The 24,615-nt window shown below is 69.8% G+C and carries 20 protein-coding genes and 5 pseudogenes; 10 read left to right on the forward strand and 15 right to left on the reverse strand.

Features of this window, described 5'->3' with window-relative positions; genetic code table 11:
* Window positions 1–241: 241 nt before the first annotated feature.
* The 3 genes and pseudogenes from ABT078_RS38320 to ABT078_RS38330 form a co-directional block, all read left to right on the forward strand.
* Window positions 242–2,153, forward strand: a pseudogene (locus ABT078_RS38320) (PHP domain-containing protein); the annotation flags it as partial.
* Between the two features lie 268 nt (window positions 2,154–2,421).
* The gene (locus ABT078_RS38325; RefSeq protein ID WP_502981518.1) at window positions 2,422–3,180 is read left to right on the forward strand and encodes a PIG-L deacetylase family protein; all 759 of its coding nucleotides are present in this window, start codon (window positions 2,422–2,424) and stop codon (window positions 3,178–3,180) included.
* A gap of 175 nt (window positions 3,181–3,355) precedes the next feature.
* Window positions 3,356–3,844, forward strand: coding sequence for a cupin domain-containing protein (locus tag ABT078_RS38330; protein WP_351236371.1), 489 nt, complete (start codon window positions 3,356–3,358; stop codon window positions 3,842–3,844).
* An 89-nt stretch (window positions 3,845–3,933) separates the two neighbouring features.
* On the opposite strand, the gene ABT078_RS38335 is transcribed toward ABT078_RS38330, so the two are convergent.
* From ABT078_RS38335 to ABT078_RS38345, 3 genes are all read right to left on the reverse strand, one after another.
* Window positions 3,934–4,623: a recombinase family protein gene (locus ABT078_RS38335; protein ID WP_351236325.1), complete on the reverse strand. Its 690-nt coding sequence runs from the start codon at window positions 4,621–4,623 to the stop codon at window positions 3,934–3,936.
* Between the two features lie 122 nt (window positions 4,624–4,745).
* On the reverse strand, window positions 4,746–6,992 hold the full coding sequence (gene fxsT, locus ABT078_RS38340) for an FxSxx-COOH system tetratricopeptide repeat protein (protein ID WP_351236327.1): 2,247 nt from the start codon (window positions 6,990–6,992) through the stop codon (window positions 4,746–4,748).
* Between the two features lie 143 nt (window positions 6,993–7,135).
* The gene (locus ABT078_RS38345) at window positions 7,136–7,609 is read right to left on the reverse strand and encodes a hypothetical protein (protein WP_351236329.1); all 474 of its coding nucleotides are present in this window, start codon (window positions 7,607–7,609) and stop codon (window positions 7,136–7,138) included.
* 28 nt (window positions 7,610–7,637) lie between these two features.
* Between ABT078_RS38345 and istA the strand changes: the two genes are divergently transcribed.
* From istA to ABT078_RS38360, 3 genes are read left to right on the forward strand one after another with little or no spacing between them, the layout of a single operon-like run.
* Window positions 7,638–9,092 (forward strand): IS21 family transposase, encoded by a 1,455-nt coding sequence (gene istA, locus ABT078_RS38350; protein ID WP_502981519.1) that lies wholly within the window; start codon window positions 7,638–7,640, stop codon window positions 9,090–9,092.
* A complete protein-coding gene (gene istB, locus ABT078_RS38355) occupies window positions 9,089–9,859 on the forward strand; it encodes an IS21-like element helper ATPase IstB (protein WP_351236331.1) in 771 nt (256 codons plus the stop codon). Before istA ends, istB (ABT078_RS38355) begins: the two co-directional genes overlap by 4 nt.
* Window positions 9,860–9,880: 21 nt before the next feature.
* Entirely contained in the window at window positions 9,881–10,750 is an 870-nt protein-coding gene (locus tag ABT078_RS38360; protein WP_351236333.1) for an IS630 family transposase, read from the forward strand.
* Window positions 10,751–10,922: 172 nt separating this feature from the next.
* Here the strand turns inward: ABT078_RS38360 and ABT078_RS38370 are convergent, their stop codons facing one another.
* Together ABT078_RS38370 and ABT078_RS38375 are read right to left on the reverse strand one after the other, a co-directional pair.
* The gene (locus tag ABT078_RS38370; RefSeq protein WP_351236335.1) at window positions 10,923–11,942 is read right to left on the reverse strand and encodes an ArsR/SmtB family transcription factor; all 1,020 of its coding nucleotides are present in this window, start codon (window positions 11,940–11,942) and stop codon (window positions 10,923–10,925) included.
* A gap of 99 nt (window positions 11,943–12,041) precedes the next feature.
* Window positions 12,042–12,224, reverse strand: coding sequence for a hypothetical protein (locus ABT078_RS38375; RefSeq protein ID WP_351236337.1), 183 nt, complete (start codon window positions 12,222–12,224; stop codon window positions 12,042–12,044).
* Between the two features lie 990 nt (window positions 12,225–13,214).
* Here ABT078_RS38375 and ABT078_RS38380 point away from each other — a divergent pair.
* Window positions 13,215–14,054, forward strand: coding sequence for an IS5 family transposase (locus ABT078_RS38380; protein WP_351236339.1), 840 nt, complete (start codon window positions 13,215–13,217; stop codon window positions 14,052–14,054).
* Window positions 14,055–14,099: 45 nt separating this feature from the next.
* Here ABT078_RS38380 and ABT078_RS38385 read toward each other — a convergent pair whose 3' ends face one another.
* Window positions 14,100–14,513 (reverse strand): VOC family protein, encoded by a 414-nt coding sequence (locus ABT078_RS38385; RefSeq protein ID WP_351236341.1) that lies wholly within the window; start codon window positions 14,511–14,513, stop codon window positions 14,100–14,102.
* A 145-nt stretch (window positions 14,514–14,658) separates the two neighbouring features.
* Between ABT078_RS38385 and ABT078_RS38390 the strand changes: the two genes are divergently transcribed.
* The gene (locus ABT078_RS38390) at window positions 14,659–14,934 is read left to right on the forward strand and encodes a 2'-5' RNA ligase family protein (RefSeq protein WP_351236343.1); all 276 of its coding nucleotides are present in this window, start codon (window positions 14,659–14,661) and stop codon (window positions 14,932–14,934) included.
* A gap of 60 nt (window positions 14,935–14,994) precedes the next feature.
* Here the strand turns inward: ABT078_RS38390 and istB (ABT078_RS38395) are convergent.
* The 7 genes and pseudogenes from istB (ABT078_RS38395) to ABT078_RS38425 form a co-directional block, all read right to left on the reverse strand.
* Window positions 14,995–15,601 (reverse strand): annotated as a pseudogene (istB, locus tag ABT078_RS38395) (IS21-like element helper ATPase IstB); the annotation flags it as partial.
* Between the two features lie 208 nt (window positions 15,602–15,809).
* Complete coding sequence (locus ABT078_RS38400; RefSeq protein WP_351236345.1) at window positions 15,810–17,033, reverse strand: vWA domain-containing protein; 1,224 nt, start codon at window positions 17,031–17,033, stop codon at window positions 15,810–15,812.
* Between the two features lie 11 nt (window positions 17,034–17,044).
* A complete protein-coding gene (locus ABT078_RS38405) occupies window positions 17,045–18,259 on the reverse strand; it encodes an AAA family ATPase (protein ID WP_351236347.1) in 1,215 nt (404 codons plus the stop codon).
* Window positions 18,256–20,196: an ankyrin repeat domain-containing protein gene (locus tag ABT078_RS38410; RefSeq protein WP_351236349.1), complete on the reverse strand. Its 1,941-nt coding sequence runs from the start codon at window positions 20,194–20,196 to the stop codon at window positions 18,256–18,258. Before ABT078_RS38410 ends, ABT078_RS38405 begins: the two co-directional genes overlap by 4 nt.
* Complete coding sequence (locus tag ABT078_RS38415) at window positions 20,193–21,347, reverse strand: leucine-rich repeat domain-containing protein (protein ID WP_351236351.1); 1,155 nt, start codon at window positions 21,345–21,347, stop codon at window positions 20,193–20,195. Before ABT078_RS38415 ends, ABT078_RS38410 begins: the two co-directional genes overlap by 4 nt.
* A 73-nt stretch (window positions 21,348–21,420) precedes the next feature.
* Window positions 21,421–21,493 (reverse strand): annotated as a pseudogene (locus ABT078_RS38420).
* 82 nt (window positions 21,494–21,575) lie between these two features.
* A pseudogene (locus ABT078_RS38425) lies at window positions 21,576–22,150 on the reverse strand (transposase); the annotation flags it as partial.
* Here ABT078_RS38425 and ABT078_RS38430 point away from each other — a divergent pair.
* Together ABT078_RS38430 and ABT078_RS38435 are read left to right on the forward strand one after the other, a co-directional pair.
* Entirely contained in the window at window positions 22,133–22,306 is a 174-nt protein-coding gene (locus ABT078_RS38430) for a hypothetical protein (protein ID WP_351236375.1), read from the forward strand. The pseudogene ABT078_RS38425 and the gene ABT078_RS38430 sit on opposite strands and share 18 nt — an antisense overlap.
* Before the next feature lie 98 nt (window positions 22,307–22,404).
* Window positions 22,405–22,757, forward strand: a pseudogene (locus ABT078_RS38435) (hypothetical protein).
* 71 nt (window positions 22,758–22,828) lie between these two features.
* Here the strand turns inward: ABT078_RS38435 and ABT078_RS38440 are convergent.
* Complete coding sequence (locus ABT078_RS38440; RefSeq protein ID WP_351236353.1) at window positions 22,829–23,749, reverse strand: aminoglycoside phosphotransferase family protein; 921 nt, start codon at window positions 23,747–23,749, stop codon at window positions 22,829–22,831.
* Entirely contained in the window at window positions 23,746–24,087 is a 342-nt protein-coding gene (locus ABT078_RS38445; RefSeq protein WP_351236355.1) for an ASCH domain-containing protein, read from the reverse strand. The genes ABT078_RS38440 and ABT078_RS38445 overlap by 4 nt, the downstream gene beginning before the upstream one ends.
* Between the last annotated feature and the right edge of the window lie 528 nt (window positions 24,088–24,615).

Consider the following 24,615-nt stretch of genomic DNA (forward strand, 5'->3'; position numbering starts at 1 on the left):
CGAGCAGAAGCCGTCCGTGACGGCATCCTGCCCGCTACACTCCCACCGCTCGACGTTTCCCCAGGTCAAGCCACGAAGTACTGCTGGAGTACTAGCGCCCGCGTCTCCGCCGCACCCAACCCGCCCCGAGGGCAACTGCAGCGACCACAGACACTCGTTCGAACTATTGTGCGAACGGATGGAACGTGGCTAGCTGGGATCAACAGACAAGCTGGGGGTGAGCAAGTGGCAGGAGGGCACGGTGGGCGCCTTTACTCATCTCCACGCGGCCTCCGGCTACTCCGCCCGCTACGGCGCTTCACACCCGGAAGCCCTGGTCGAGCGGGCAGCCGAGCGGAGCATGACGGCGATGGCGCTGACCGACCGGGACACCGTCGGCGGCGCGGTCCGCTGCGAACGCCTGCGCCGAGCATGGTGTCCGTCCGATCTTCGGTGTCGATATCGCCGTCGCACCGCACACCGCTGTCGAGCGGCCGTTGCGGCGTAGGACGCCGGCGCGCGGCGGTGCCCATGTGCCGGTGGCGCCGCTGCGCGTCACGCTGCTCACCCGGGACAAAAGGGGGTGGTCGGGGTTGTGCCGGCTGGTGTCGGCGGCACACGCCGATACCTCTGCCACGGATGGGCTGCCGGTGGCGGACTGGGCGGCGCTGCGTGCGTATGCCGTCCGAGGGCTGACCGTGCTTCTGGGCCCGGTGTCCGAGCCGGTGCGCGCGCTCGCGGCCGGCCGGCCTGATGTGGCCGAGCAGCTGCTGGTCCCGTGGCGGGAGCTGTTCGGGTCGTCGGCGCGGCTGGAGGTCATCTACCAGGGGTTGGACGGGACGGGGCCCGGGTCGCTGCGGCTTGCCGCGCGCACCCTGCAGCTGGCCGACCGGCTCGGTGTGGCCGTGGTGCTGTCGAACGCGGTTCGCTACGCCGATCCGGGCCAGAGCCGACTCGCGGATGTGCTGGATGCGGCGCGGCTGCTGCGCCCGATCGACTTCCGCCGTCGCGACAAGCTCGATCCGGGTGAGCGGTGGCTGAAGGGCCCGGAGGCGATGGCCGCGGCCGCGGTCCGGATCGCCGAGGCCGCCGGGGCCGGACCGGAGCGGGCGAGACAGCTGCTCGAGCAGACGGTTCGCACGGGCGAGGAGTGCCGGCTGGACCTAGTGGCCGATCTGGGCCTGGGCACGCCGCACTTCCCCGAGCCGGAGGTCGTCGGCGCGGACGGCGGGCCGGGGCATGCGGCGCAGCTGTTGCGGGAGCGCTGCGAGGCCGGCCTCGTCCGCCGCGGCCTGGACCGCGACGTCGCGGCGCGGGAGCGGCTGGATCAGGAACTCGCGGTGATCGGGCGGCTGGAGTACGACACGTATTTCCTCACCGTCGCGCAGGTGGTGGCGGATGTGCGGGAGATGGGGATCCGTGTTGCCGCCCGCGGCTCGGGGGCGGGGTCGATGGTCAACCACTGCCTATTCATCGCCACGGCCAACCCACTCGATCATGGCTTGCTCATGGAACGCTTCCTCAGCGTGCGGCGGGCGTCGCTGCCGGAGATCGACATCGACGTGGAGTCCGCGCGCCGGCTCGAGGTCTACCGGAGGATCTTCGACCGGTTCGGCCATGAGCGGGTCGCGGTCACCGGCATGCCCGAGACCTACCGTGCCCGGCACGCGCTGCGCGACACCGGGCTCGCGCTGGGGATCGCGCCCCAGGACGTGGACCGGATCGCAAAATCGTTCCCCCACATCCGAGCCTGCGACATCACCGCGGCTCTGGCCGAGCTGCGCTGGCTCGCGGGCGAGGCGGAACGCTTCGGGCCGCTGTTCGAGCTCGCCGAGGGCCTGGACGCGCTGCCGCGCGGCATGGCGATGCACCCGTGCGGAGTGCTCCTCACCAACACCAGCCTGCTGGACCGGCTGCCGGTGCAGCCCACCCCCGGCGGGCAATTCCCGATGGTGCAAGCAGCCAAAGAGGAGGTCGAACAGCTCGGCCTGATCAAGCTCGACGTGCTGGGCGTGCGGATGCAGTCCGCGATGGCCCACGCCGTGAACGAAATCGAGCGCACCACCAGTCGGCGCATCGACCTGGACGACCCCGCCCAAGTGCCGCTCGACGACTTCTTCGCGTTCAAAATGATCCAGGCCTCCGACACGATCGGCATGTTCCAGCTCGATTCTGTGTCAACTCTCAGCGTGTTGCCTGGGCTCACAAATCGATTTTCGGGTCTCCCGCAAGTCCGCCTGTGCTTGGCATGCCCGCCGGTAAGAGGGCGCGTTGGGGCCCTGCGGTCCACAGGGGTGTCCGGGCGGCCGTCACAGGGCAGGCCGGGCAGGAGATGCGTCACACGAGGACCCTCGGTCTGGTCTATCTATCTGTCAGGCCCTGTCGCAGTTCCGGCGATCCTCAGCCACGCCAGCCGTTTTCGCACCACCACAGGAACCATCCATGAAAGCAGGTACTGTGACCGATTCGACTCTCCCGCCCCTGCAGCCGATGCCGGCCGACTGGCAGCGTGCCCTTGCCGTGGTGGCCCATCCTGATGATCTGGAGTATGGGTGCTCGGCTGCTGTCGCGTCCTGGATCCAGGACGGCCGTGAGATCGCCTATGTCCTCGCCACACGCGGCGAAGCGGGCATCGACACGCTGGCGCCGGCTGAAGCTGGACCGCTGCGGGAGAAAGAGCAGCGTGCCAGCGCCGCCGCCGTCGGCGTCCACGTGGTGGAGTTCCTCGACCACCACGATGGCACGATCGAGTACGGCATCTCACTGCGTCGCGACATCGCCGCAGCCATCCGCCGTCACCGGCCCGAGTTGGTGATCACCCTGAACCACCGTCCGACCTGGGGGTCGGGTACCTGGAACACCCCGGATCACGTGGCCGTGGGGCGCGCCGTCCTCGACGCGGCGGCGGATGCCGGCAACCGCTGGATCTTCCCGGAACTGGCTGAGCAGGAGCTTGCGCCGTGGAACGGCGTCCGGTGGGTCGCCGTCGCCAACTCCCCGGTCCCCACCCACGCAGTGGGTGCGGACCGGGGTCTCGAGCAGGCAGTGCTGTCGCTGCTCGAGCATCGCGCGTACATCGAGGCATTGACCGACGAGGATCCCGCCACGTACGTACGCCGTTTCCTGACGGGCAGCACCAGCGCGCACAGTGCCCGGTTCGGCGGGAAGCCGGCCGTCGTCTTCGAATTGTTCAGCCGATGACCGGGCGAAGGGCTCCTGCCGCACTTTTGCGTCGGCGTAGGGTGTCACTGGAGCATGGTCGTCAACAGACCGGGGAAATCAGGTGGGGTCGTCGGTCGGCGAACGCCGAAGCGGTCTGTGAATTCCCCGTCAGTGCATCGTTGCATCGTCGTGCATCCAACCTACATAAGGGATGATAAATATGTCGTATCCGGAACAGGTGTATTGGGGAGAGGGCGGGGAGGTCAGCGCTGATTTCCGTCCTGTGAACACCGGGCCGAATCTCGGCGAAGCCGGTAAGGACGCCATTCATTACCTGGCGACCACGGTCACCACACGGGGCGAGTTCGGGCTCTATCGAGTCGAGATGAGGGCGAAGGCAGGCGGCCCCAAGACCCACTACCACAAGACCATCTCGGAGTCCTTCTACATCCTCGAGGGCACCGTTCGTCTTTTCGACGGCGCCCAGTGGATCGATGCGCAGAAGGGCGATTTCCTGCATGTTCCGCAAGGCGGACTGCATGCCTTCCGTAACGACTCCGACGCTCCGGCCGAAATGCTGCTGCTCTTCACGCCGGGCGCGCCGCGTGAGGAGTACTTCGAGCAGGTGTCGCAGCTGGCCCATGCCACGGATGAAGAGCGCGCCAAGTTCTTCGAGAAGCACGACTCTTACTTCGTGGAGTAACCCGAAGTTCTCTGTCCTGGTCCGGTTTCTGTGATCAGCCTTGTCGGGGTGCCGGTAAGAACCGTGTCACCAGCCGCAAACGGCGGTGATCAGTCCTTGGGCTTGGCCGGCCGTGGCAGCTCGGCCGTGTTGGTCGCCTCGGCGAGCGCCTGGCGGCCGCCCTTCAGCTCGGGCACGTAGTTGTAGATGGTGTTGCGGGAGACGCCGAGCAGCTTCGCGATCGAGGTCACGGTGTTCTCGGGGCGGGTGAGCAGGTCGCGGGCGTGACGTACTTGCTCGGGCGTCATGGCCGGCGGTCGCCCGAGGCGGGCGCCGCGGGCGCGGGCGGCGTCCAGGCCCTCGTTGGTTCCCTGAACAATGAGTTCGCGGATGAACTCCGCAAGTGCGGCGAAGACGTGGAAGACCAGGCGCCCGCCGGGCGTGGTGGTGTCGAGTGCCTCGTGCAGTGAGGTGAAGCCGATGCCGCGCTTGCGTAGGCCGGACACGATGGCGATGAGGTCTTGGATGGAGCGGCCGAGCCGGTCGAGCGACGGGACGACGAGGGTGTCGCCGGGCCGCAGGTAGTCGAGGGTCTTCCACAGTTCCTCGCGCTCGGCGTTCTTGCCGGACTTCTTGTCCGAGAAGATCCGACTGCATCCGGCATCGGTGAGGGCGCGGATCTGCCGGTCGAGCAGCTGCCCCTTGGTGGACACGCGTGCGTACCCCACAAGATCGCCGGTCCGTACGGCCGGAACGGGGGCGAGGAGATCGGCGGAGTCATCGTCCGGAGGCGGCTGCACCCCCAGATCGTACAGAAAAGGGTGCTGCCCAAGTTCTTGAGCACATCGACTTTCTGACACCGTTTCTTGTGCATGATCCGAGGTCGATCCGGCCGCGAACCGATGCTTATCGATCTTGTTGATCAATCGGTCGATTGATCAACAGTCGAGTGTCCCGCCTTTATCTGCCATTCGGCGAGCTGGTGGCGGTTGGCCAGGGTATGGGGGTGGTCTTCGCCCAGCACCCGCACTACGTCCGCCAGCAGTTCGGCGAGCGCCTCTGCGGCACCGGCCGCATCCCCCGCCTCCCCCCGCCACAGGGCCAGGTTGCCACGGTTGGCCAGGGTGTCGGGGTGCTCTTCGCCCTGCACCCGCACCCGGTCCGCCAGCAGTTCGGCGAGCGCCTCTGCGGCACCGGCCGCATCCCCCGCCTTCCCCCGCCACCGGGCCAGGTTGCCACGGGCGGACAGGGTGTCGGGGTGGTCTTCGCCCAGCACCCGCACTAGATCCGCCAGCAGTTCCGCGAGCGCCTCTGCGGCACCGGCCGCATCCCCCGCCTCCCCCCGCCACCAGGCCAGGCCGTCGCGGGCGGACAGGGTGTCGGGGTGGTCTTCGCCCAGCACCCGCACCCGGTCCGCCAGCAGTTCGGCGAACGCGGCCGCGGCACCGGCCGCATCCCCCGCCTCCCCCTGGAAGTGCGCCAGGTTGTTACGGGTGGTCAGGGTGTCGGGGTGGTCCGCGCCCAGCACCCGCACTAGATCCGACAACAGCTTGGCGTGCGCGGCCGCGGCACCGGCCGTATCCCCCGCGTCCCCGCGCCACCGGGCCAGGCTGCTGCGCGATGCCAGGGTGTCGGGGTGGTCTTCGCCCAGCACCCGCACCCGGTCCGCCAGCAGTTCCGCGAGCGCCTCTGCGGCACCGGCCGCATCCCCCGCCTCCCCCCGCCACCGGGCCAGGTTGCCACGGGCGGACAGGGTGTCGGGGTGGTCGGGGCCGAGGTGGCGGGTGGTGCTGTCCGCCAGGTGCTGGAAGTGGAGGGCGGCGGCGCCGGCCTGGCCGCTTTCGCCAAGACTTACACCGGTGCGGTACAGCACCTCGTGGGCGTCGGGCCGGTACAGGCCGTCGGCGGCGCACGTGGCCAGGGCGGCGGTGTTGGCGCGCAGGGCCCGGGCGAGGTCGGTGTCGCGTTCGACTTCGGGCCAGGCAGCCATGAGCGCGTCGGCGGCAATGCAGGCGTACTGGTCGTGCTGGTCGGGGGTGAGGGTGTCGCGGGTGGCGCGCTGGATGAGCTGGTGGACGCGGACGGCCTGGTGGGGGAAGTTGGGGGTGTGGTCGATGAGGCTGAGCCGGTGCAGGACACGCAGCGCAAGCACTGCGTCTCGGCGGGAGACGGGGGCCGGTTCCTGGGCGGGGCGCTGGCTGGCTGCGGTGCGGTACGCGGCGAGGTGAGCGCGGGCCACCTCACCGGTCGGCACCTCCTCGGGAATGCCGTTGGCGTCGAACAGGGCCGCCAGCTGGAGCATGGGCCGGGCCAGTCTGGCGGGGCGCAGCGTATCGGCGCGGTCGAGGGACAGGGACCAGGCCACGGCGGTGGCGACGGCCTGCTCGTCGGGCAGTGCATGGGGTGCCAGGTCGGCGAGCGTGGTGGCACGGTCGGCCAGCAGCTCGCGGTAGGTGGCCACGGTCTCGCCGGAGTCGATGAGGTAGGCGGAGGCCTGGGCCAGCGCCAGTGGCAAGTATCCGAGCTCGCGGCCCAGGGCGGTGAGCTGGTCGGCGGGCTCGGCTCGGCCATGGGCGGCCAGAGACGTGGTGAGGTAGGCGACGGCTTCGGCTTCGGTGAACAGGCCGACCTCGACCAGTCGGCGGCCTTCCCCGGTCAGGGCGGCGTCGCGGCGGCGGGTGGTGACCAGGGTCCGGCCCAACGGGCTGGCTGGCGGCCACAGGCTGTACCGGTTAGCGGGTCCGTCGGGGTTGACGACCAGGTCGGCGGGGTCGGCGACGTCGTCCAGGACGATCAGCCACCGGCAGGGGGGAGCTGCGGACTTGGGGGTCAGCCAGGCCAGGAAGGAGCGGGCTGCCTGTTCCGGGTCGTCCGGGTCGGCCCCGCACAGCTCGATGCCAGCCTGCGCGTAGCCGGTCACCACGGGCGATTGGGCGCTGGCGGTGACCCAGACCAGGACGTCGAGACCGCCAGTGTCCCAGGCCGTGTGGGCATAGTCGGCGGCGAGCTGGGTCTTGCCCACCCCGCCCATGCCGGTCAGCACCTGGCGCAGGACCGCGGTGCCACCGCCGTCGACCGTCGCCCGCAGCCGATCCGCTTCGGCGCGGTGCTGGAAGGACTGCGCCCGGGCGGGGAGGACGCCGACCTGGTGCGGCCACGCTGCGGGCACGCGCGGGGTGGAATGCCGATGTTGGTGGATTCCCCCGGTGACGGTGCCGACGGCGAAGCCGCCGCCGGTCGCGGTGATGCTCTTGGCGCCGTCGCCGACGGGGTGGTGCGGGACTTCGGGTGGGCTTGCGGTGGCCGGTCCGCTCAGCCCTGGGGCGGAGCCGGCGTGGGAGGGGTGCCGATCTGGGCCCCTCCGTGGATCACACCGGCGGCGATCGAGCCCTGCTCGGCGTGGATGTCCACCGTGTTCGCGACCAGCCCGCCCGGTCCGGCGACCACGCCGCCCTGCGGGGCGTGCTGTGCGAGCAGGCTGCGCAGCTGCTCGGCCGCCCGCTCCCGCTCGGTTGCGTCCAGGCTTTCCAGCAGGGTCTCGATGCGGGTCTGCCAGACGGCCTCCTGGCGGTTGCGGGCCTGCTCCGCCTGCGCCGGGTCGGTGGCCTGCACGGCGGCCGCGGTCTGGTCCAGGCGCTCCAGCTCGGCCTGCTCACGCCGCGCATCGCCCCGGCCGAACCAGCCCGCCACCGCCTGCCGTAGTCCCCTCCACGCATCCGTCCCCGCCGCTGTCACCAGCGCTGTGCCGCCGGACGCGGCCAGTGCGATCAATGCCTGGTCGAGCATCCCGACTTCCCCCTAAATCGCGGTGTTGATGGGGACGGTAGCGCTGTATGCGGGGCTCTTGCACCCGTCTCGTCGAAACCCACTTGAAGCTTCCCCGGCACCCTCAAACGGGCGCTCTCGACTGTACGCGAACTCACGCTCGGTCGGCTGGCTGCACCGCCAGACCGTGCGGAAGTACCTGTCCGCGCAAGCGCCGTCGGGCCCGCCGCGGGGCAGCAGCCGACAGGGCACCCAAGTACGGGTGGTGGCCGAGGTGGCACCGCTGATCGACGCCATGCTGCGGTCGGAACTGCTGATCAAGGGCACGGTGGTGCACGAGCGGCTGGTCGATCAGTACGGCTTCACCGGGAACTATCAGCGCGTCAAGCTCTACCTGCAAGAAGCCCGGCCCCGTGTCGCCGCCGAGCTGGGGATCGGTCCGGACGAACTGCGTCGGCTGCACCGCCGCTTCGAGGTGATCCCCGGGGCTCAGGCCCAGGTCGACTGGGGTGACGAGGGCAAGATCCTCGCCCATGTCGGCATCGAGAAGGTCTATTCCTTCCACATGACGCTGTCGTACTCGCGCGATCCGTTCTGCTGCTACGTCACGAGCCAGGACATTGAGTCGTTCTTCGCCTGCCACCGCCGTGCGTTCGAGCACTTCGGCGGGGTGCCCGCGGCGGTCGTCTACGACCGCACCAAGACGGTTGTGCGTCGCCATGTCGCGCCGGGCAACGCGGTGCCACTGCACCCGGAGGCGGTTGCCTTCGCCGGGCACTACGACTTCGACATCGACGTCCTGGCCGCCTACCGGCCCACGGGGAAGGGCCGGGTGGGGCGTCATGTCCTCATCGTCCGCGATCATGTGCTGGCCGGGCGGGCTTTCGCCTCGCTGGAGGAGATGGACGCGGCGTTCGCCGCCTGGGTGCCGCTTCGCCGGGCCCGCACCCATGCCACCCATGGCGAGGTCATCGGGGTGCGGGCCGCCCGCGACCAGGCCGCCTTGCGGCCCGTCCCCCAGACTCCTTACCGGGTCACCCGGCGGCATCTGCGGCACATCGGCAAGGACTGCCTGGTCGCCTTCGAAGGCAACCTGTACTCGGTGCCGGCCCGCCGGGTCCGCCACCGCCAACTGGTCGAGATCCGGGCCGGCGCCGACATGGTCTTCCTGCACTCCACCGCCCCTGAAGCCGCAGGCCAGACTCTGCTGGCCGCCCACCCGCGGGCTGTCGGCCGAGGTCAGCGCATCGTCGACGAGGCCCACTGGGAGGGCCTGCCCGATGGCCGCACCCGCGCGGTGACCACCAGCCTCGACGCCGAGCCGACTGGCAGCAATGTCTTCCCTCTTCGCCGTCCGGCCCCCGCCGCCTCCGGTCCGCTGCAGGCCCTGCTCACCCGCTCCGCCGCCGCTCAGGTCGAGGTCGGCCGTCGGCCGCTGTCGGTCTATGACCAGCTGACCGGCACTCGCCCCTTCAACCCCACCACGATCAAGGATCACCGTTGAACGAGCTGGTCACCACGCGCATCCGCACCACCGCCGCCCGGCTCGGCCTCACTCACTTGCCCGGACAGCTCGACGTCTTCGCCCGCCGGGCCGAGGAAGGCCAGCTGGGCTACCTCGACTTCCTCGACCTCGTCCTGGAAGAAGAAGCCGCCGTGCGCGACGAGCGCCGCTTCCGCAGCTCTCTGCGGCTGTCCAAGCTCCCCCATCACAAGACGCTCGACCAGTACGACTTCTCCTTCCAGCCCGAGCTTGACCCGCGCAAGGTCAAAGACCTGGCCACCCTGTCGTTCGTCGAGGCCAGGGGCAACGCCGCCCTTCTGGGTCCGCCCGGAGTAGGCAAGACGCATATCGCGGTCGCTCTCGCAGTCGCCGCCTGCAGGGCCGGGTTCTCCGTCTACTTCACCACCCTCGACGACATGGTCCGCCGGTTGAAGAGCGCGGATGCCATCGGCAGGCTGACCGGCACCCTGCGCACCTACCTCCGCCCGAACGTCCTGGTCGTGGACGAGGTCGGCTACCAGCCCCTCGAACGCGCCGAGGCGAACCTGGTCTTCCAGGTCGTCTCCAAGCGCTACGAGAGGGGCTCCATCATCCTCACGTCCAACAAGAGCTTCGGAGAATGGGGACAGGTGTTCGGTGATGAGGTGTTGGCCACTGCCATCCTCGACCGCCTCCTCCACCACTGCGACGTCATCAGCATCAACGGCCCCAGCTACCGACTGAAGCACCGTCTCCCTGCCATCGAAGAGGCCTCCAGCGTCGCTTGACCAGACCGGCCACCTGGACACATGACCATGAACGCCGACAGGGGACGCCCCAAGACGATCAATGACGAGGTGCGCGAGCACATCTGCCTGATCGCCCGGACGTCCCCCGTTGATTGGAAGATCACCGCGTTCTCCACCTGGAGCCTGAACAAGCTCGCCGAGCACCTGATCCAGCAGAAGGTGACCGCGGCCATCAGCCGGGAGACCCTGCGCCGGATCCTGCACGCCGGCAAGGTCTCCTGGAAGACCACCACCACCTGGACGGCGTCCACCGACCCGGAGTTCATCGCCAACCTGCACCGCGTCCTGGCGCTCTACGACACCCCGCCGGCGGACGGGAGGGTGATATGCGTCGACGAGTTCGGGCCGCTGAACCTGATGCCGCGCAAGGACAAGGCATGGGGGCCGGTGCGACGTCCGCGCAGGCTCCGGGCCACCTACAACCGTCACCACGGTGTCAGGCACATGCTCGCCGCCCTCGATCTGGCCACCGGCAAGCTGTACTACCGCATCCGTCCGCGCAAGCGCTGGCGGGAGTTCCTCAGCCTCCTCAAGGCCCTGCGCGCCCGCTGGCCCGGGGAGAAGCTGTATGTGGTGCTGGACAACTTCTCCCCGCACAAGCACGTCAAGGTCCGCGCCTGGACGGCCGACCACCAGGTCGAGCTGGTCTTCCTGCCGACCTACGGATCCTGGCTGAACTGGATCGAGGCCGAGTTCGCAGCCCTGCGCTACTTCGCACTCAACGGCACCGACCATCGCAGCCACGACGAGCAGAACGCCGCCATCGCCGCCTATGTGCGCTGGCGCAACTCTCACACGGAACCGAAGACCAACTTCGCCCCCGACTCACCGATCCGCCAGTGGACCCAATACCCGGCCAAGGCTGCGTGACGAGCCACTAGCACTTCGCGGTCGCCGTGCTGGCGCCGACCACCACCCTGAGGCCGCGACGGCGCCTCCGGTACCACCCGCTGGAACGGCTCCCACAACTCGTCCGGCACCAGCCGCTCAACGATCCCCACCATGGTCGACAGCCTGCCCAGCCAAAAATGAGATGGCTTCTTTAGTGCTTCTGTTGGCCCCTCCCATGTTCTTGCCGTTGGCGGTGTGGCCGCGCGTGGGCCGGGTTGGCTTGAAGCAGGGCCGCCCCGAGGGGGGTGAGGGTGTGGAGCACTGTGTTGCCCTGGCGGGTTGAGGTGGTCAGGCCCGCCTCGCGCAGCGCGGTGGCGTGCTGGCTGGCTGTCGGTGGCGCGACGCCGGCGCGCCGGGCCAGCTCTCCGGTGGTGCAGCCGTCCTCGAGCAGGCGCAGGCAAGCGGCCCGGGTAGGGCCGAGGAGGCTCGACAGGGCCTTGGGGTCTGTGCTGCCCTCGAGGCTCCACCAGTCCTGTGTCCGGGGCAGCGGGTAGACCAGCACAGGTGGCAGGCTTGGGTCGATGAGTGTGATCGGGATGCGCCAGCAGAACGCTGAGGGCACCAGCACGAGGCCCCGCCCGTCCAGATGGATGTCGTGCTCGACGGGATAGTCCACTTCCAATAACGGCGGCCTCCACCGCATCGCCGGCCCCAGGCCGGCCAGCAGTCCTTCGCTTCCGTAATCGAGCAGGGTACGGGCCTGCACGGCCCGTTCGGCATCGACGAGTGCCTGCATCCGTGGCCAGTAAGGGGCGAGCGCGGCGTGGTGATAGGCGCGCAGAGCATGCCCGAGCACTGCCAGCACCTCTGGGTCCCCGTCGGCCAGTGGACGGGCCCACGATGGCACGCCCGGCAGGACCTCCAGCTCGCGGCGTAATCGGCGGCGTGGCGTGGCCAGCACCGCCTCGATTCCCGTCTCCACCCCCAGGGAGGCCTGCTGCGGCGTCAGGAAGTCGGGGAAGTTGCCGAAGGGGGGCGCCAGGCTACGCAGCAGCCGCAACTGCCCCCGGGGTAGCCGGCCCAGCCCGGCCCGCACATCCGCACGCCACGGGCCGAAGACGGTCTGGCCCTGGGTGGTGCCCAGCAGGGTGATGCTGAGCACGGTTTCCCACAACGGGTCGGGTCCGCTCGCAAGCCGGATCCGAGACAGATCATCGCCAGTGAAGTGCATCCGAAGCATCACGAACCCCCGTATCCCGCGTATCCCCCGGTATCCCCTCGGCTCGCCGACCGCAGTCTGCACGGTCTTCCACCCTCCCGGTCAGCGTTTTTACGCCACAACCAAAGGACGTGGCGCTCCGCCTTCCTGCCCAGCCACGATGTAGTCGCGCACTATCGGCAGGCCAAGAAACGGGCGATAGATCCAATCGGGGGAACATATGCGGAAAAAGATCTTTGCTGCAATCTCAGCACTGGCGGCATGCGCGACGCTCATGAGCGCTTCGCCATCCATGGCCTCCTCTGAAGGGACAGGGCCTATCAGTGCAAGCAGCTGTTCGCATGGCCACAGCCTCAAGGACGGCCGTATCGGGCACGCCACGGAAATCAATGTGCGCATGAGAGTGGGCCCCCATACGTCGTGCAGCATCAACACGTACACCGGACCCACCTGGCAGGGTTTGGTGTATCACTGCTACGTAACGGGTGACGACATCTTCGGAGTCAACACCTGGACATGGGTAACTAAGACAGTCGATCCGAATGCGGGCGGCTGGGTGAGTGACTACTACCTAGAGGGTAGAGGCGCCTGGTACAGGTGCTGAACTGCGACTATGTAGCTCGAATCTCGCCAAGGGGGCAACTGGGCGCTGCCCAAGGTGGAGAGTCGGGTCTCCCGCAGTTCGTTCATGCCGGTGGCAGCTTCACGTAGCGACCGGAGAACGTCACCGCATGTCACGGGGCGATGGGCCGTCAGCGGTTTACGTTCGCCAACCGAAACGTACTGCCGGGATCCCGTGTGCCGTGCGCAGGTGGCACACGGGATCCAGCCGCACGGGCCGAGTGGAACCTGAGCCGACGCCCCGAGCGTCACAGCGGGCTGATGTGGCTGTGGATCGAAGGCGACGGGTGGCACGGGTGCGATCGGATCCGGCGCCCGCCCTTACTACGGGACCCTCCGACCGCTCGAAGGGCCTGCCCATCTCCGCGCCGCCAGCCGCACTCGCCGTGCAGACGCCACGGTCCGCAACCGAACTCAAAGACTCACAAACCGCCCTCTCAGAGGGCGTTTACGTAGGTCTGTTCCGGAAAGCGGCTTTCATCGCTGACACGCTTTGCGGTAATTCAAGCGACATGCGAGGTTCATGTCCTCTCACCGCTCGGAGCCCGCCATCCGTTTCGCTCGCTTCTACCGCTGGAAGTCCGTCTGGTTTGAGGATGCGACAGAATCTCCCGACGATCAGAGGAACGACACCTTCCGCCCCTCTTGTGGCAACGCTACGGCGTGAGCCAGCGGAAGCCCTACCCCAGCGACCTGTCCGACGCCCGATGGGCCCTGATCGAGCCGACCCTGACGGCTTGGCGGAAAGCCAGGCTCGACCGCAGGCCCACCGGACAGCCGGCCAAAGTCGACCTCCGCGACGTGTTCAACGCGATTCTCTACGTGAACCGCACCGGAATCCCCTGGAAATACCTCCCGCACGACTTTCCGAACCACGGCACCGTCTACGCCTACTACGCTGCCTGGCGCGACGAGGGAATCTTCGCTCAGCTCAATTACGACCTGACCGCTCTGGCCCGCGTGAAGGAGGGACGCAAGCCCGAACCGACGGCTTCAGTCATCGACACCCAGAGCGTGAAGACCTCCACCAACGTGCCCGTGACCAGCCAGGGAACGGACGCTGCGAAGAAGATCGTGGGCCGGAAGCGGGGCATCCTCACCGACACGATCGGCCTGATCCTCGCCGTGACCGTCACCGCCGCCAGCCTCTCCGAGAACGCCCTGGGAATACGCCTTCTCGACCAGGCCAAAAGCACCTATCCGACCATCGCCAAGAGCTGGGTCGACACCGGCTTCAAGAACGCCGTCGTAGAGCACGGCGCGAAGCTCGGGATCGACGTCGAAGTCGTCAACAGAAACCCCGGAGTTCGAGGCTTTCACGTCGTGAAGAGACGTTGGGTAGTGGAGCGAAGCATCGGTTGGATCATGCTGCACCGGCGCCTCGCCCGCGACTACGAGACCCTCGCCGCCAGCTCGGAAGCCATGATCCACATCGCGTCGATCGACAACCTCGCCAAGCGCATAACGGACGAGACCACACCAACCTGGCGAGGGACTTACTAGGGCGTAAGCGGCAATTCGGCTACATCAAACGCCCTCTCAGGACGGTCATGGAGCTGTTTGGGCCGAGAAGGTGTGGTGCACCACCTCGACGTTGTTTCCGTCGAGGTCGCGGAAGAAGACGGCGTAGTAGCCCGGGTGGTACTCCGGCCATACCCGGGGCCCGTGGAGGATTTCGGTGCCGGTGGCTACGGCGGCCCGGTGGGCATCGTTCACCGTCTGCCGGTCGGCGGCACTGAATGCGATGTGCACCTCGCGTTCGGAGTGCACATCGCATTCACCGCCGCCGACCGGACCGAGCCAGAAGTGCGGGAAACCGTCCGGCCCGCAGAGGCCGATCACGAGCCCGCCATCGCGCTCATGCCTCATTGCCTCACGGACGCCGAGGGCGTTGAGCGCAGCCGTGTAGAACTCGGCCGACTTGGCAGGGTCTGCAACCTGGATCGAGATGTGATCGAGCATCGAATCCCCCAGTTCGCCGTGAGAAGGCGGCACCGCACTCTTTCGCCAGCCTATCGCCTGCGTTCCGCGCCATTCAGCCTGACCGGCCCCGGTCTCCTCATCTCCGACCCGCGGTGCAAAGCAGCGGTGTGGACGTCTCCCGGAAGTGCTGCATCTCGTCCCCGAGCCTGACACGCAGTTGCGGCAGCTCACGGAGGCGATAGCTGATCGTTGGCCCGAGGCTCCGCCGTATGGCGGCCGATTTGCCGAAATCATGCCGCACCTGACCATCGCTCAAGGGCAGGAAGACGCCGTCCTGGAGGAGATCGAGGCCGACCTCGCCAGCAGGCTCCCGTTCACGTCTCACGTCGCGTCGGTTGAACTCATGGTTCACGACGGCGTGAAGTGGCAAGAACGGGCGTCATTTGCACTCGGAGAATGAAGCAGGTCATGGGGCTGCCTGGTCCGCAGCCCCTTGGGCAGCGGACCAGCAGGGCTCCAGTCAGCTGGCTGCAGCCTGCTCAGCGCGGGCTCGTGTGCTGGCGAGGCGGTGGGAATCGGTGCCGGTCTCGATGATGGTGCCGTTGAAGGTGAGGCGGTCGACGATGGCCGCGCAGAGGCGGGGGTCGGTGAACGTCTTCGTCCAGCCGCCGAACGATTTCGTTCGAGGCGATCGCCACACTGTTCTTTTCCTCCCGTTCCGTCAAAACTTGGAAGAGGAGTTCGGCGCCGCGGCGGTCGAGTTCCATATAGCCGAGCTCATCGATGCACAAAAGATCGACGCGGCCGTAGCGGGCGATCGTCTTGGAGAGCTGCTTCTCGTCGGCGGCCTCGACGAGCTCGTTGACCAGCTTCGCCGCGGGCACATACTTGACCCGGTAGCCGGCCATCGCCGCCTCGGTTCCCAGAGCGATCAGCATGTGGGCCTTGCCTGTCCCGGAGTCGCCGATCAGGCAGAGCGGCTGGCTCTTCTTGATCCATTCGCAGCTGGCGAGGGTGTGGATGGTGGCCGCGTCGATGTTGGGGTTCGCATCGAAGTCGAAGGTCCGCAGGGACTTGTCCCGGGGGAAGCCGGCCTACTTGATCCGCCGTTTTGAACGCAGAGCCGCCGGCCTCTGACGGCTGGCAGTCGTCACCAGCGGCACGAGCCCTCTCGTGTGCCCGGGCGCCCGCCTGCGGCCGGCGCTGGCAGCACGGGGCCAAGGACCGGCGATCGGCGTTGCTGACGCGGCGTCCGGTCAGGGTCATCGAGGGCGCGCTGCTGGCGATCCCCCGTACCGGCTGCTTCCGCTTCATCGAGGACTGAACGGGTGGAGTTCAGGCCGGTGTGATCCGTACGGTCTCCGCCCAGGCCGGGGGTTGTGGCGCGTCCGGTCCGATCAGGGCGACGATGAGGCGGCAGGTGAGGGGGTCGTCGGGCCAGGGGGTGTGGCCGTCGGTGAGGACGACGACGATCTGCGGGGGCTCGGGCGCGGCGAGCGCGGCCCGGATGCCGACGGTCATGTCGGTGCCGCCGCCTCCGGCGAGTTCGACCTGGTCGACGGCGGTGACACGGGCGACGGCCTGGACGTCGGCGTCGCAGGCGAGGACGGCGACCCGGTTGCCGCCGATGCCGACCTCGCGCAGCACGCCGGAGATCTCGGCGAGGGCTGCGGCGAGGTCGTCGTCGCCCATCGAACCGGAAGTGTCGACGACGACGGCCACCCGGGGCAGCGGCCGGCGCAGGCTGGGCAGTACGACCCGGCCGCCGAGCGCGGGGGTACGGCGCGAGGGGCGCCGGTAGGTGTAGTCGACGGCGCCGCCCGCCCAGGCGGCGGCCTCGCGGACGGCGCCGGTGAGTGCCTTGCGCCAGTCGACGACGGGTTCGAGGGTCTGTTCGGCCCAGCGGCGCCAGCCGCCCGGGACCGAGCCGCGGGAGCGGTGGTGGGCGCGAACGGCCTCGGCGGTGTGGCGGCGCAGGGCTTCGGCCTCGACCGGGCTGAGGCCGCTGGTGCTGTCGGGGCCGCCCTGGCCGAGGTCCCAAGGGGCCGGGACGCCGTGCGCGCCGGAGCCGCAGTCGAGCGTGTGCGGCGAGGTGGCGGGGATGCCGGGCAGGTACTCCTCGAAGAGTCCGCCGTCGGGCAGGCCGAACAGGCGCGGTTCCATGCGGCCTTCGGGCAGGCGCAGTCCGTCGGCGAGCAAGTCGTCGTTGATCTCGCAGTCCTGGGCGATGTTGATTCGCTGCCGGTCGCGCTGGTCGGCCGCGGGCAGGTGCTCCGCGCGGCCGTGGTGGTCGCGCAGGAGGTGGGCCGCCTCGTGGATCCACACGCCGGCCAGTTCCTCGATAGCGGTGGCCGCGACGAAGGCGGGTGCGACGTAGCAGCGCCAGTGGCGGTCGACGGCCATGGTGCGTACCTGGCGGGTGGGGACGATCGTCAGGGCGTAGAGAGCGGAGGCAAGGTACGGGCGTGCCTCGGCGGCCTTGTAGCGCGCGGCGAGTAGCTTGGCCCGGTCCAGCTCCTGTGCGGGTTCGCCTCCGGCGGTCGCGGGGGTGGCGGACACGGCGGCGCCGGTCAGCGCACGCCGGGCAGGGCGCCGGCGAGCTGGAGGAGTTCCAGGAAGGCGTCAATACCGGACGGGATGGGCCAGTCGGGCTCGCGCATGACGGCGAGGTCGCGCGCGGCGCGGGCGGCGACATCGGGGACTCCGGCGTCGACGGCCTTGGCGAGGACCTCCCAGCCAGCCTCCCAGCGCGGGCGGGTGGGTTCGCTCTGTACGGCGGCGACGACGGCGATGAGGAAGGCCAGCTGGCGGTCGCCGCGGTCGGGCAGCGCGAAGGCGGACGGGTCGGCGAGCACGCGGTCGGGGTCGGGCAGGTCGAGGTTCTCCAGGTAGGACATCAGCTCGATGCCGGCGGCCTCGCCCACGGCGCCGATGACCGCGGCCGCCGTCGCCTGCTGCCCGGCGCCCGACGCGTAACCGGTGACGAGTAGCCGCAGCGCCGCCTCCCAGGAGCGGGGGGACGGCCAGGCGCGGCCGCGCCCCTCGGCCTCCTTCGGCATGTGGTGGACCAGGCCGGGCCGGGCGGTGAGGAAGCCGGAGATGACGCCGCGGGCGCGGGCGACAGCGCCGGAGATGCGGGCGGGGTCGACGGTCGGCAGGGCGGTCTCGGGCCAGATGCCGGCCATGCCGCGCGCGACGGTGCGCGGATCGTGGGTCCAGTCGAGGTGGACGAAGCGGTTGGCGAGCGGCGGGCTGAGGTGCCAGCCGTCCGCGGCGCTGGAGGGCGGGTTGGCAGCGGCGACGATCCGCACCGACTCGGGGAGGGTGAGGCTGCCGACGCGGCGTTCGAGCACGACCCGCAGCAGGGCGGCCTGCACGGCGGGCGGGGCCGAGGAGAGCTCGTCGAAGAACAGCAGGCCGTGGCCGGTACGGGCGAGCCGGACGGCCCAGTCCGGCGGGGCCATCGGTACGCCGGTGGTGGCCGGGTCGTCGCCGACGATCGGCAGGCCGGCGAAGTCGGAGGGTTCGTGCACGCTGGCGACGACGGTCTCCAGCTCCACGCCGAGCGCGTCGGCGAGCTGCTGCATGCCGGCGGACTTGCCGATGCCGGGCTCGCCCCACAGCAGGACGGGCTGGTTCGCCGTCACGGCCAAGGCGAGGGCTTCCAGTTGCGGATTGCCGCAGGCCTCGGTGCGGGTGGCACGCAGGCGGGCGTTGAGCGCGTCGGCCGCCGCGAGGGGAGCGGGAACGCCGTCGGCGCGGGGCGCGGTGGAACCGGTCGTCATGCGGGGGTGTCCTCGTCCTCGGCCGCGGGGCCGGTGGCGTCACCGGCCGGCGCGGAGGGCTGGGGCGTGTCGAAGGGGTCGCTTTCGCCGAACGGGTCGGCTTCCCGGGAGGGGCGCGATCCGTCAAGCGGATCCGGCTCGGGCTCCTCGTCCCAGCCCGGCTCCTCGTCCCAACCGTCGTTCCTGTTCCGCTCGTCCAGGTAGTCGTCGAACCACTCGGAGCCGATGCCCGGATGCTCCTTCTGTACGCGGCGGCGCAGGAACATCAGGTCGGTCCGCTGGTAGCGGCGGATCACCTCGGCGAGCGAGAGCTCCATCTCGTCGATGACGTCGATGCGGGCGCCGGCGTCGAGGAGGTCCCGCACCAGTGCGGCCGACCCGCCGTGGGCGACGGCGCTCTGCAGGGGTGTGGAGTGCGTCTTGTCCTGCGACTCCAGGTCGACCCCGGCGGCGAGCAACCGCGGCAGGAGCTCCCGGTGGTCGAGCAGGTGCAGGAGGTGCAGCAGGCTGCGCCCCTTGCGGTCGCGGACGTGCGGGTCCCAGCCGGCGTCGAGGAGCGCCATGACCGCCGGCGCGTCGCCGTGCTGGACGTACGTGAACAGCTCGCGCTGCTGGGCCTGCAGCGCCCGGGGCAGCCGCCCCTCGCCCGTCGTCCACGCGAGCTGCGTGGCGAAGCAGCCGGAGATGGTGCCGCCGAAGGTGCGGAGGGCCCGTTCGCGCTGCTGCTCCTGCTGCGTGTGCGGGATGTCGAGGACTCCGTTCCGGGAGATGACCTCGTGCCAGGTGCCGCCGCAGCGGACCCGTACCGGATCGGCCGCCTGCGGGCCGGCCGGGCCGGTGGCAGGAGCCGCCTCAGGGAACAGGGCGGAGGTCACCAGCGGGTGCAGGTCCTCGGGCCGGATCCGTCCCGCGCGCAGCAGGCCGATGTCGGGGAGGCGCTGCCAGGCGTACGAAGGCAGGATCGGGGTGCCCTCTTCCTGGCCGCGCTCGCAGCCCACGATCCGTACGACCGGCTCGTCGGCGTTCGTGACGTCGAAGGTGACCCGGAGGTGGGCACGCCAGTGCACGGGCACGCGGAAGGTCGTACCGTGTCCGGCGTTCCACAACAGGCGGAGTTCAGGGGCGAGGCGGGTAAGGTCCACGGCGCCGTGCGTGACGAGTTCGGCGACGTCGAGCTCCCGGTAGGAGTGCCGGCCCTGGGGCGGGGGCGTGAGGTCGAGGTCGAGTCCGGCAGCGGCGTAGGCCTCGACGTGCGCGCCGCGGGCCTGCAGCACGGCGATCCATTCGGCGCGGGCGGCCGGGTTGGCGCTCCCCGGGTCCGTGTCGGGTAGTTCGTCCGGGTTGAGCGGGGTGCCGTCCGGGCGCAGGAACGGCAGGCGGCCGGTGGCGGCAGGACTGGCGCTGAGGCGCAGTTCGCCGGTGCGGCGGGCGTCCCAGAAGCGGCGGGCGCAGGTCCAGTCCTCCGTGCGGTACGGCACGCCGTGGAGCTTGTCGGTCGCGCCGGCGGGGCGGGCGGGACCGAGGTGCAGGCGCAGCCGCTGCGGCCCTTCCAGCATCGGCAGGTTCGTGACGGACAGGACGGGTCCGGCGGCGCCGTAGATGGCGAGGACGATGCGACGGCAGGTGGCGAGGGTGGTGTGGCCGCCGAGGGTGCGCGGCAGGTGCCAGCGCAGCAGGTCGGGTGCGAAGTGGCGCAGGTCGTCGGCCAGTCGGGCGGCCACATCGGGGCCGTGGCGGTCGGCCACGCGCTCGGGATCGAGGTCGTCCGGGACGTCGACGGCGGCCGCGGCACAGGCCGCCCGCCAGTCGCCCGCCAGCCGGGCCTCGGTGGCACACTCGATCATCCAGCCGGGAAGGGCGAAGCGGCGGATGCGGGCCCAGGCGGAAGCGTCGGCGGGCGAGAGGGCCGCGGGCGGCGGTGTCGTGTGCCGGCTCATCGGTAGAGGCTGCCGATCGCGCGCAGGTCGGGGTGGGTGGCGCGGGCCGGGCGGAGCTGTTCGGTGAACGACCGCTTGACCCGGCGGGGAAGTCCGGGGCCGAGGCCCACGTACTCGAGGCGATGTCCGCTGTCCAGCGCGGCCAGCAGCGTCTTCGCGCCGCGGCCGGTGATGCCGGTGTGGCGCAGTTCGAGGCGGCGCAGGGGGCTGCCGGGCAGGGCCGCGGCGAGCGCGTGCGCGCCGCCGTCGCCGGTGGTGTTGCCGGGGGCGCCGAGGCTGCGTTCGGACATGGGGCGGCCGAGGTCGAGAGTGTCGATACCGTCGAGGGCGTCCGCGAGGGCCCGGGCGCCGGAAGGGCCGATGCCGTTGCCGCCGAGGCCGAGCCGGACGGGACGGGCGGCGTCGGTCGCGGCGGCCAGGACCGCGATGCCCGCGTCGCCCAAGCGGTTGGCCGGGACGTAGAGCTCACGGACTCCGGCGTCGCGGACGAGCGCGGCGAGCAGCGGGGCGTCGGCTGCGGTCAGGCCGTTGCCGCCGAGGAAGAGGCGTTCGAGCGGGGCCTCGCGGTCCAGGAGCGCGTCGAGGAGGACACGTACTCCCTCCGCTCCGACACCGGAGTTGACCAGGTCGAGGGTGCGCAGCGTGGTGTTGTGCCGCAGCAGGCCGGCGAGGGTGCGGGCGCCCGTTTCGCCGACGGGGTTCCGCTTGAGCCACAGGGCACGGACGGTGGTGTCGTCGGCGAGCGCCTCGGCGAGGCTGGTCACACCGGCCGGGCCGATGCGATTGCAGCCGAGGTAGAGGGTGCGCACCCCGTGACCGGTGCCGGCGCGGCGCGCGTCGGCGAGGGCCTCGGCTAGGAAGCGCACGCCCTCGTCGCGGAGGGAGTTGGTGCCGAGGAGTAGATGCGCGGCATGCAGGGAGGCAAGGGCCGCGGGTACGAGGCGGGCGGCGCCGCCGGGGCCGAGGCCCTGCTTGCACAGGTCGACGCGGCCGTCGGCGCGCAGGGTGCCGAGCGGGAAGGTTTCGTCGCCGGTGACCGAGCGTTCGTCCGCGAGGCGGTCCAGCAGAGGCACGAGCCGCGCGGGATCGGCCAGGGGCAGATCGGGGTGCTCGATCGCCGGGCAGCGTACGGGCGTTGTCGGCTGGGCCATCACCACTCCACCGGTCTGTCGCCGGGGACCGGCGCTCCGCTTCGACCTTCACGTCGTCGACATCAAGTAGGCGCAAGACCGGTCGGATTCGAACCGACGTCCTCCAGCTCGATGCGTGGGCGCGACGACCTCTGCGCTACGGCCTTGCTGCGGATGATCATAGCCGCATTCGCGTGCGAGTTCGATATCCCACGGGTGTCAGAGCTCGGGGTCTGGCCCGTAGTCGGTGGTGAGGCCGGCGTCCACGGCGGGCCGGTCGATTTCAAGGCCGTTGGTGAAAGTGCAGCTGGGGCAGGTCGACGGCGCGGGCGGTCGTGATCCACTCGGTAAGTTTCACGTCGTTGCCCTCGGCTGGCTACAGCAGGGCGGCGAAGCCGCATACGAGATCGGCGAGTGCGGCCATCTGTGGGCAGGCCGCGGCGATCTTCTCCAGCAGGGTCGTTTCCTTCGTGCAGATTCTCGGAGTCGGTGAGCAGGAGGCGGCTGGCGTGGCGCGGAGTGGTGACGGGTCGGTCGCCTTCAGCGCGTCCCTGGTTGAGGTAGCGGACCAGCAGGTTGGGACTGCCGGTGTAGCCCAATGCTCGGATTTCCTGCAGTAGATGGGTGGCGGGACTGCGGGGTCGGCCGCGCGGCGGGCGCGCAGATGGTCACGGTAGGGATCGACGAGGGTGGGCCGGTAGGCGGGGGGCGATGCGCAGGGCCTGGGGTTCGGGCATGCGGGCGTAGCGTTCGACGGTGTTCAGGGCCAGGCCGAGGCGGCGGGAGCAGTCGAGCAGGCCGATGCCTTGCCCGAGGAGAGCGTGGCCCGTGAGGCCGTGTGGGCCTGCTCCTTCGACGACGGCACCAGGGGGCCGGAGGAGATCACCCTGCCCGAGGCTCTGCAGACCGTGCCCGCCACCGGCCAGGCCAGGCGCGCCGGCTGGCTGCACCAGTGGGAGCAGCACGTCACCAGGCTCTGAACACCCCTGGCAGTACCCGGGCCTGTTCCGGCCCATCCGGTCGGTGCGCTGCTCCTCAAGGCGGCACGGAAGCAGCCGAGTGCAGCCGGAACGGGCGCCTGAACGGACAGCCCTCCGCCTCCGACGGCAGCCTCACCATCGTCGCGCTCGCAGCCGAGGCCGGCGTCCACCGCATGGCCTCATGAAGCGGCACGCGGACCTGAAGAACACCTTCTACGAACGCGTCCGAAGAGAGACACCACAAATACCCGAATCCGAGAAAGGGCTCCGGGAGACCGTCACCCAGCTCAGAAAGACGATCAAGAACCAGAAAGCCGAGATCGAAGAACTCAGCCAGCAGGTCACCCGTCTCACTCTCGCCGGCGCTGTCCTCACCCAAAAGAAGGACAGCCCGCCACCGCCCACCCTGGCCGCTGACAACGTCATCCCGTTCCGCCCACCCACCACCTGAAAACCCCACAGCAAGCGAGGCCGCCGCAGCATGACGCTGCGGCGGCCTCGCCGCGTCCCGGGGCTCTGCGATCAGCGCGAGAAGCTCTGCGCCGCCGAGGGGCCTACGATCCAGTCGGCGATGATCCGACAGGCGGCGGGGTCCCAGGTCAGCCCGGCCTTCGTTGACCACAGGAAGTAGTCAACCGCGCGGACCAGCAGCCAGCCCTTGGCCCGGTCGTGGTCGAAGCCAGCGCGTTCGGTGAGGGCGGCGAACCTGCCCGGCACCCCCTCGGCCCCGTCGAAGCGGGTCCACATCAGGGTCGGCAGGGCAAATTCGGCGTCGCCCTGCAGTCCGCGGGGGTCGATCGCGAGCCAGGGCTCCCGATCGGCGGCCAGGACGTTGCGGTAGTGCAGGTCGTGGTGGACCAGCAGTCGTTCCGCACCGGGGGTGAGGGCGCGGCAGGTCTCGATCGCGGCATCCAGCAGCCGCCGCGGCAGCGGGCGGTCCAGGGCCTGCCACTCGGCGGTCCAGCGCTCGGGCCAGGAGGCGACGTGGTCGGCGAGGGTGGGCAATTCGTCCGAGCCCGGCACGGCGAGCCTGCGCAGCAGCGTTCCTGCCTGCTCGACAGCCTCGGGCAGCGGGATGTCATAGAGGGAGCGGCGGTAGTCGAGGCGTTCCAGCAGCAGCGCGCCGTGCTCCGGGAGGACGGCCTCCAGCCGGACCATGCCGCGGCCTGCCCACACGACGAGCGCCGTGACCTGGTTGTCCACCTCCTCGGAGGGCTGGGAAACCTTCAGCACGTAGGCCTCGGACCCCCGGACCACCGGCACGACGAGCCCGAGATAGCCGTGCATGATGTCGCCGTCGGGGGTGAGCTGCCAACGCGTCAGCAGGTCGGCCACCAGATCCGGGAGCGCCGCAAGCCAGTCAGCGCCCCGGGCTCCGGTGTGACCGACGACGCCCGCAGCGAATTCCGCCTGCACCTCCAGGCGCCAGTTTTGCTTGTTCATTGCGGACCTTCGGTCGTCGTGGCGCGGCCGGTCACCCGGAAGTGGACGACGCAGACCTCGTCGGCCTGAGTGATCTCGGGATAGTGCCACTGGAGCCGGGCGTGGAGCGTTGCGAGATCGGGGAATCCGTCGAGGAGAGCCTCTTCGACGGTCAGGTCGGCCACCCGCGTGGCCACCACCTGCGTGACCGTTCCCGGCAGGATCACCTCATCGTCGAACACCAGGCTGACGGGCCCCGCCTCCACCGGATCGCGGAATCGCACCGTCGTCGTTTTCGTACCCGCACGTACGGCGCCGAGGTAGCCACGCCAGAAACGCAGAGTCGGTACTCCGTCCATTTGCGGCACCCTAGCGAGCACGCCGGGCGCCAGAAACCGAATTTCCCCCGCACACTCGGCCCGCCCGGGCGGGCCATGAACACGAAAAGGTGCTTCGCCGCGGCGCGCGCGATGTCCGCGCCGAAGCCGGCTTCGACCCGTGACAGCGCCAGGTCAATGCCGGTGGTGATACCGGCCGAGGTGATGAAACGCCCGTCGCGTACGAAGACCGCGTCACGTGCGACACAGCGACCACCGCGCCCCCGGATGCACCAAGGGCCGCCCTCCCAATCATGAGAGAACGGCCTCCGACCTGCGAAGAAGCGGAGTCGAACGACAGGATTTGAACCTGCGTCCCCTTGACCCCAGCGCCGCGTTCACTCCCCCGCTCCAGCCCTCAAGCGTCGTTGCATGCCATTGCGGTACGAATACATGCCGCACGGCGCCGTACACGAAACTCTGCGCCGATTTCGAGTAGTTCGGACGCGGCAGAGAGAAGTGCAAGTCCACTCCCGCCCGTTCCTGTACGTATCGGGCCTGGGCCCGCAA

It is taken from the genome of Streptomyces sp. NPDC002133 (genome assembly GCF_040296405.1).
Classification (GTDB): domain Bacteria; phylum Actinomycetota; class Actinomycetes; order Streptomycetales; family Streptomycetaceae; genus Streptomyces.

Excerpts from the sequence above, each read along its gene's own strand:
- ABT078_RS38325 (WP_502981518.1), top strand. The coding sequence starts at position 2,422 with ATGAAAGCAGGTACTGTGACCGATTCGACTCTCCCGCCCCTGCAGCCG.
- ABT078_RS38345 (WP_351236329.1), bottom strand. The coding sequence starts at position 7,609 with ATGCTCGACCAGGCATTGATCGCACTGGCCGCGTCCGGCGGCACAGCG.
- istA (WP_502981519.1), top strand. The coding sequence starts at position 7,638 with ATGGGGACGGTAGCGCTGTATGCGGGGCTCTTGCACCCGTCTCGTCGA.
- ABT078_RS38360 (WP_351236333.1), top strand. The coding sequence starts at position 9,881 with ATGACCATGAACGCCGACAGGGGACGCCCCAAGACGATCAATGACGAG.
- ABT078_RS38370 (WP_351236335.1), bottom strand. The coding sequence starts at position 11,942 with ATGCACTTCACTGGCGATGATCTGTCTCGGATCCGGCTTGCGAGCGGA.
- ABT078_RS38375 (WP_351236337.1), bottom strand. The coding sequence starts at position 12,224 with ATGGATGGCGAAGCGCTCATGAGCGTCGCGCATGCCGCCAGTGCTGAG.
- ABT078_RS38385 (WP_351236341.1), bottom strand. The coding sequence starts at position 14,513 with ATGCTCGATCACATCTCGATCCAGGTTGCAGACCCTGCCAAGTCGGCC.
- ABT078_RS38405 (WP_351236347.1), bottom strand. The coding sequence starts at position 18,259 with ATGACGACCGGTTCCACCGCGCCCCGCGCCGACGGCGTTCCCGCTCCC.
- ABT078_RS38410 (WP_351236349.1), bottom strand. The coding sequence starts at position 20,196 with ATGAGCCGGCACACGACACCGCCGCCCGCGGCCCTCTCGCCCGCCGAC.
- ABT078_RS38415 (WP_351236351.1), bottom strand. The coding sequence starts at position 21,347 with ATGGCCCAGCCGACAACGCCCGTACGCTGCCCGGCGATCGAGCACCCC.
- ABT078_RS38440 (WP_351236353.1), bottom strand. The coding sequence starts at position 23,749 with ATGAACAAGCAAAACTGGCGCCTGGAGGTGCAGGCGGAATTCGCTGCG.
- ABT078_RS38445 (WP_351236355.1), bottom strand. The coding sequence starts at position 24,087 with ATGGACGGAGTACCGACTCTGCGTTTCTGGCGTGGCTACCTCGGCGCC.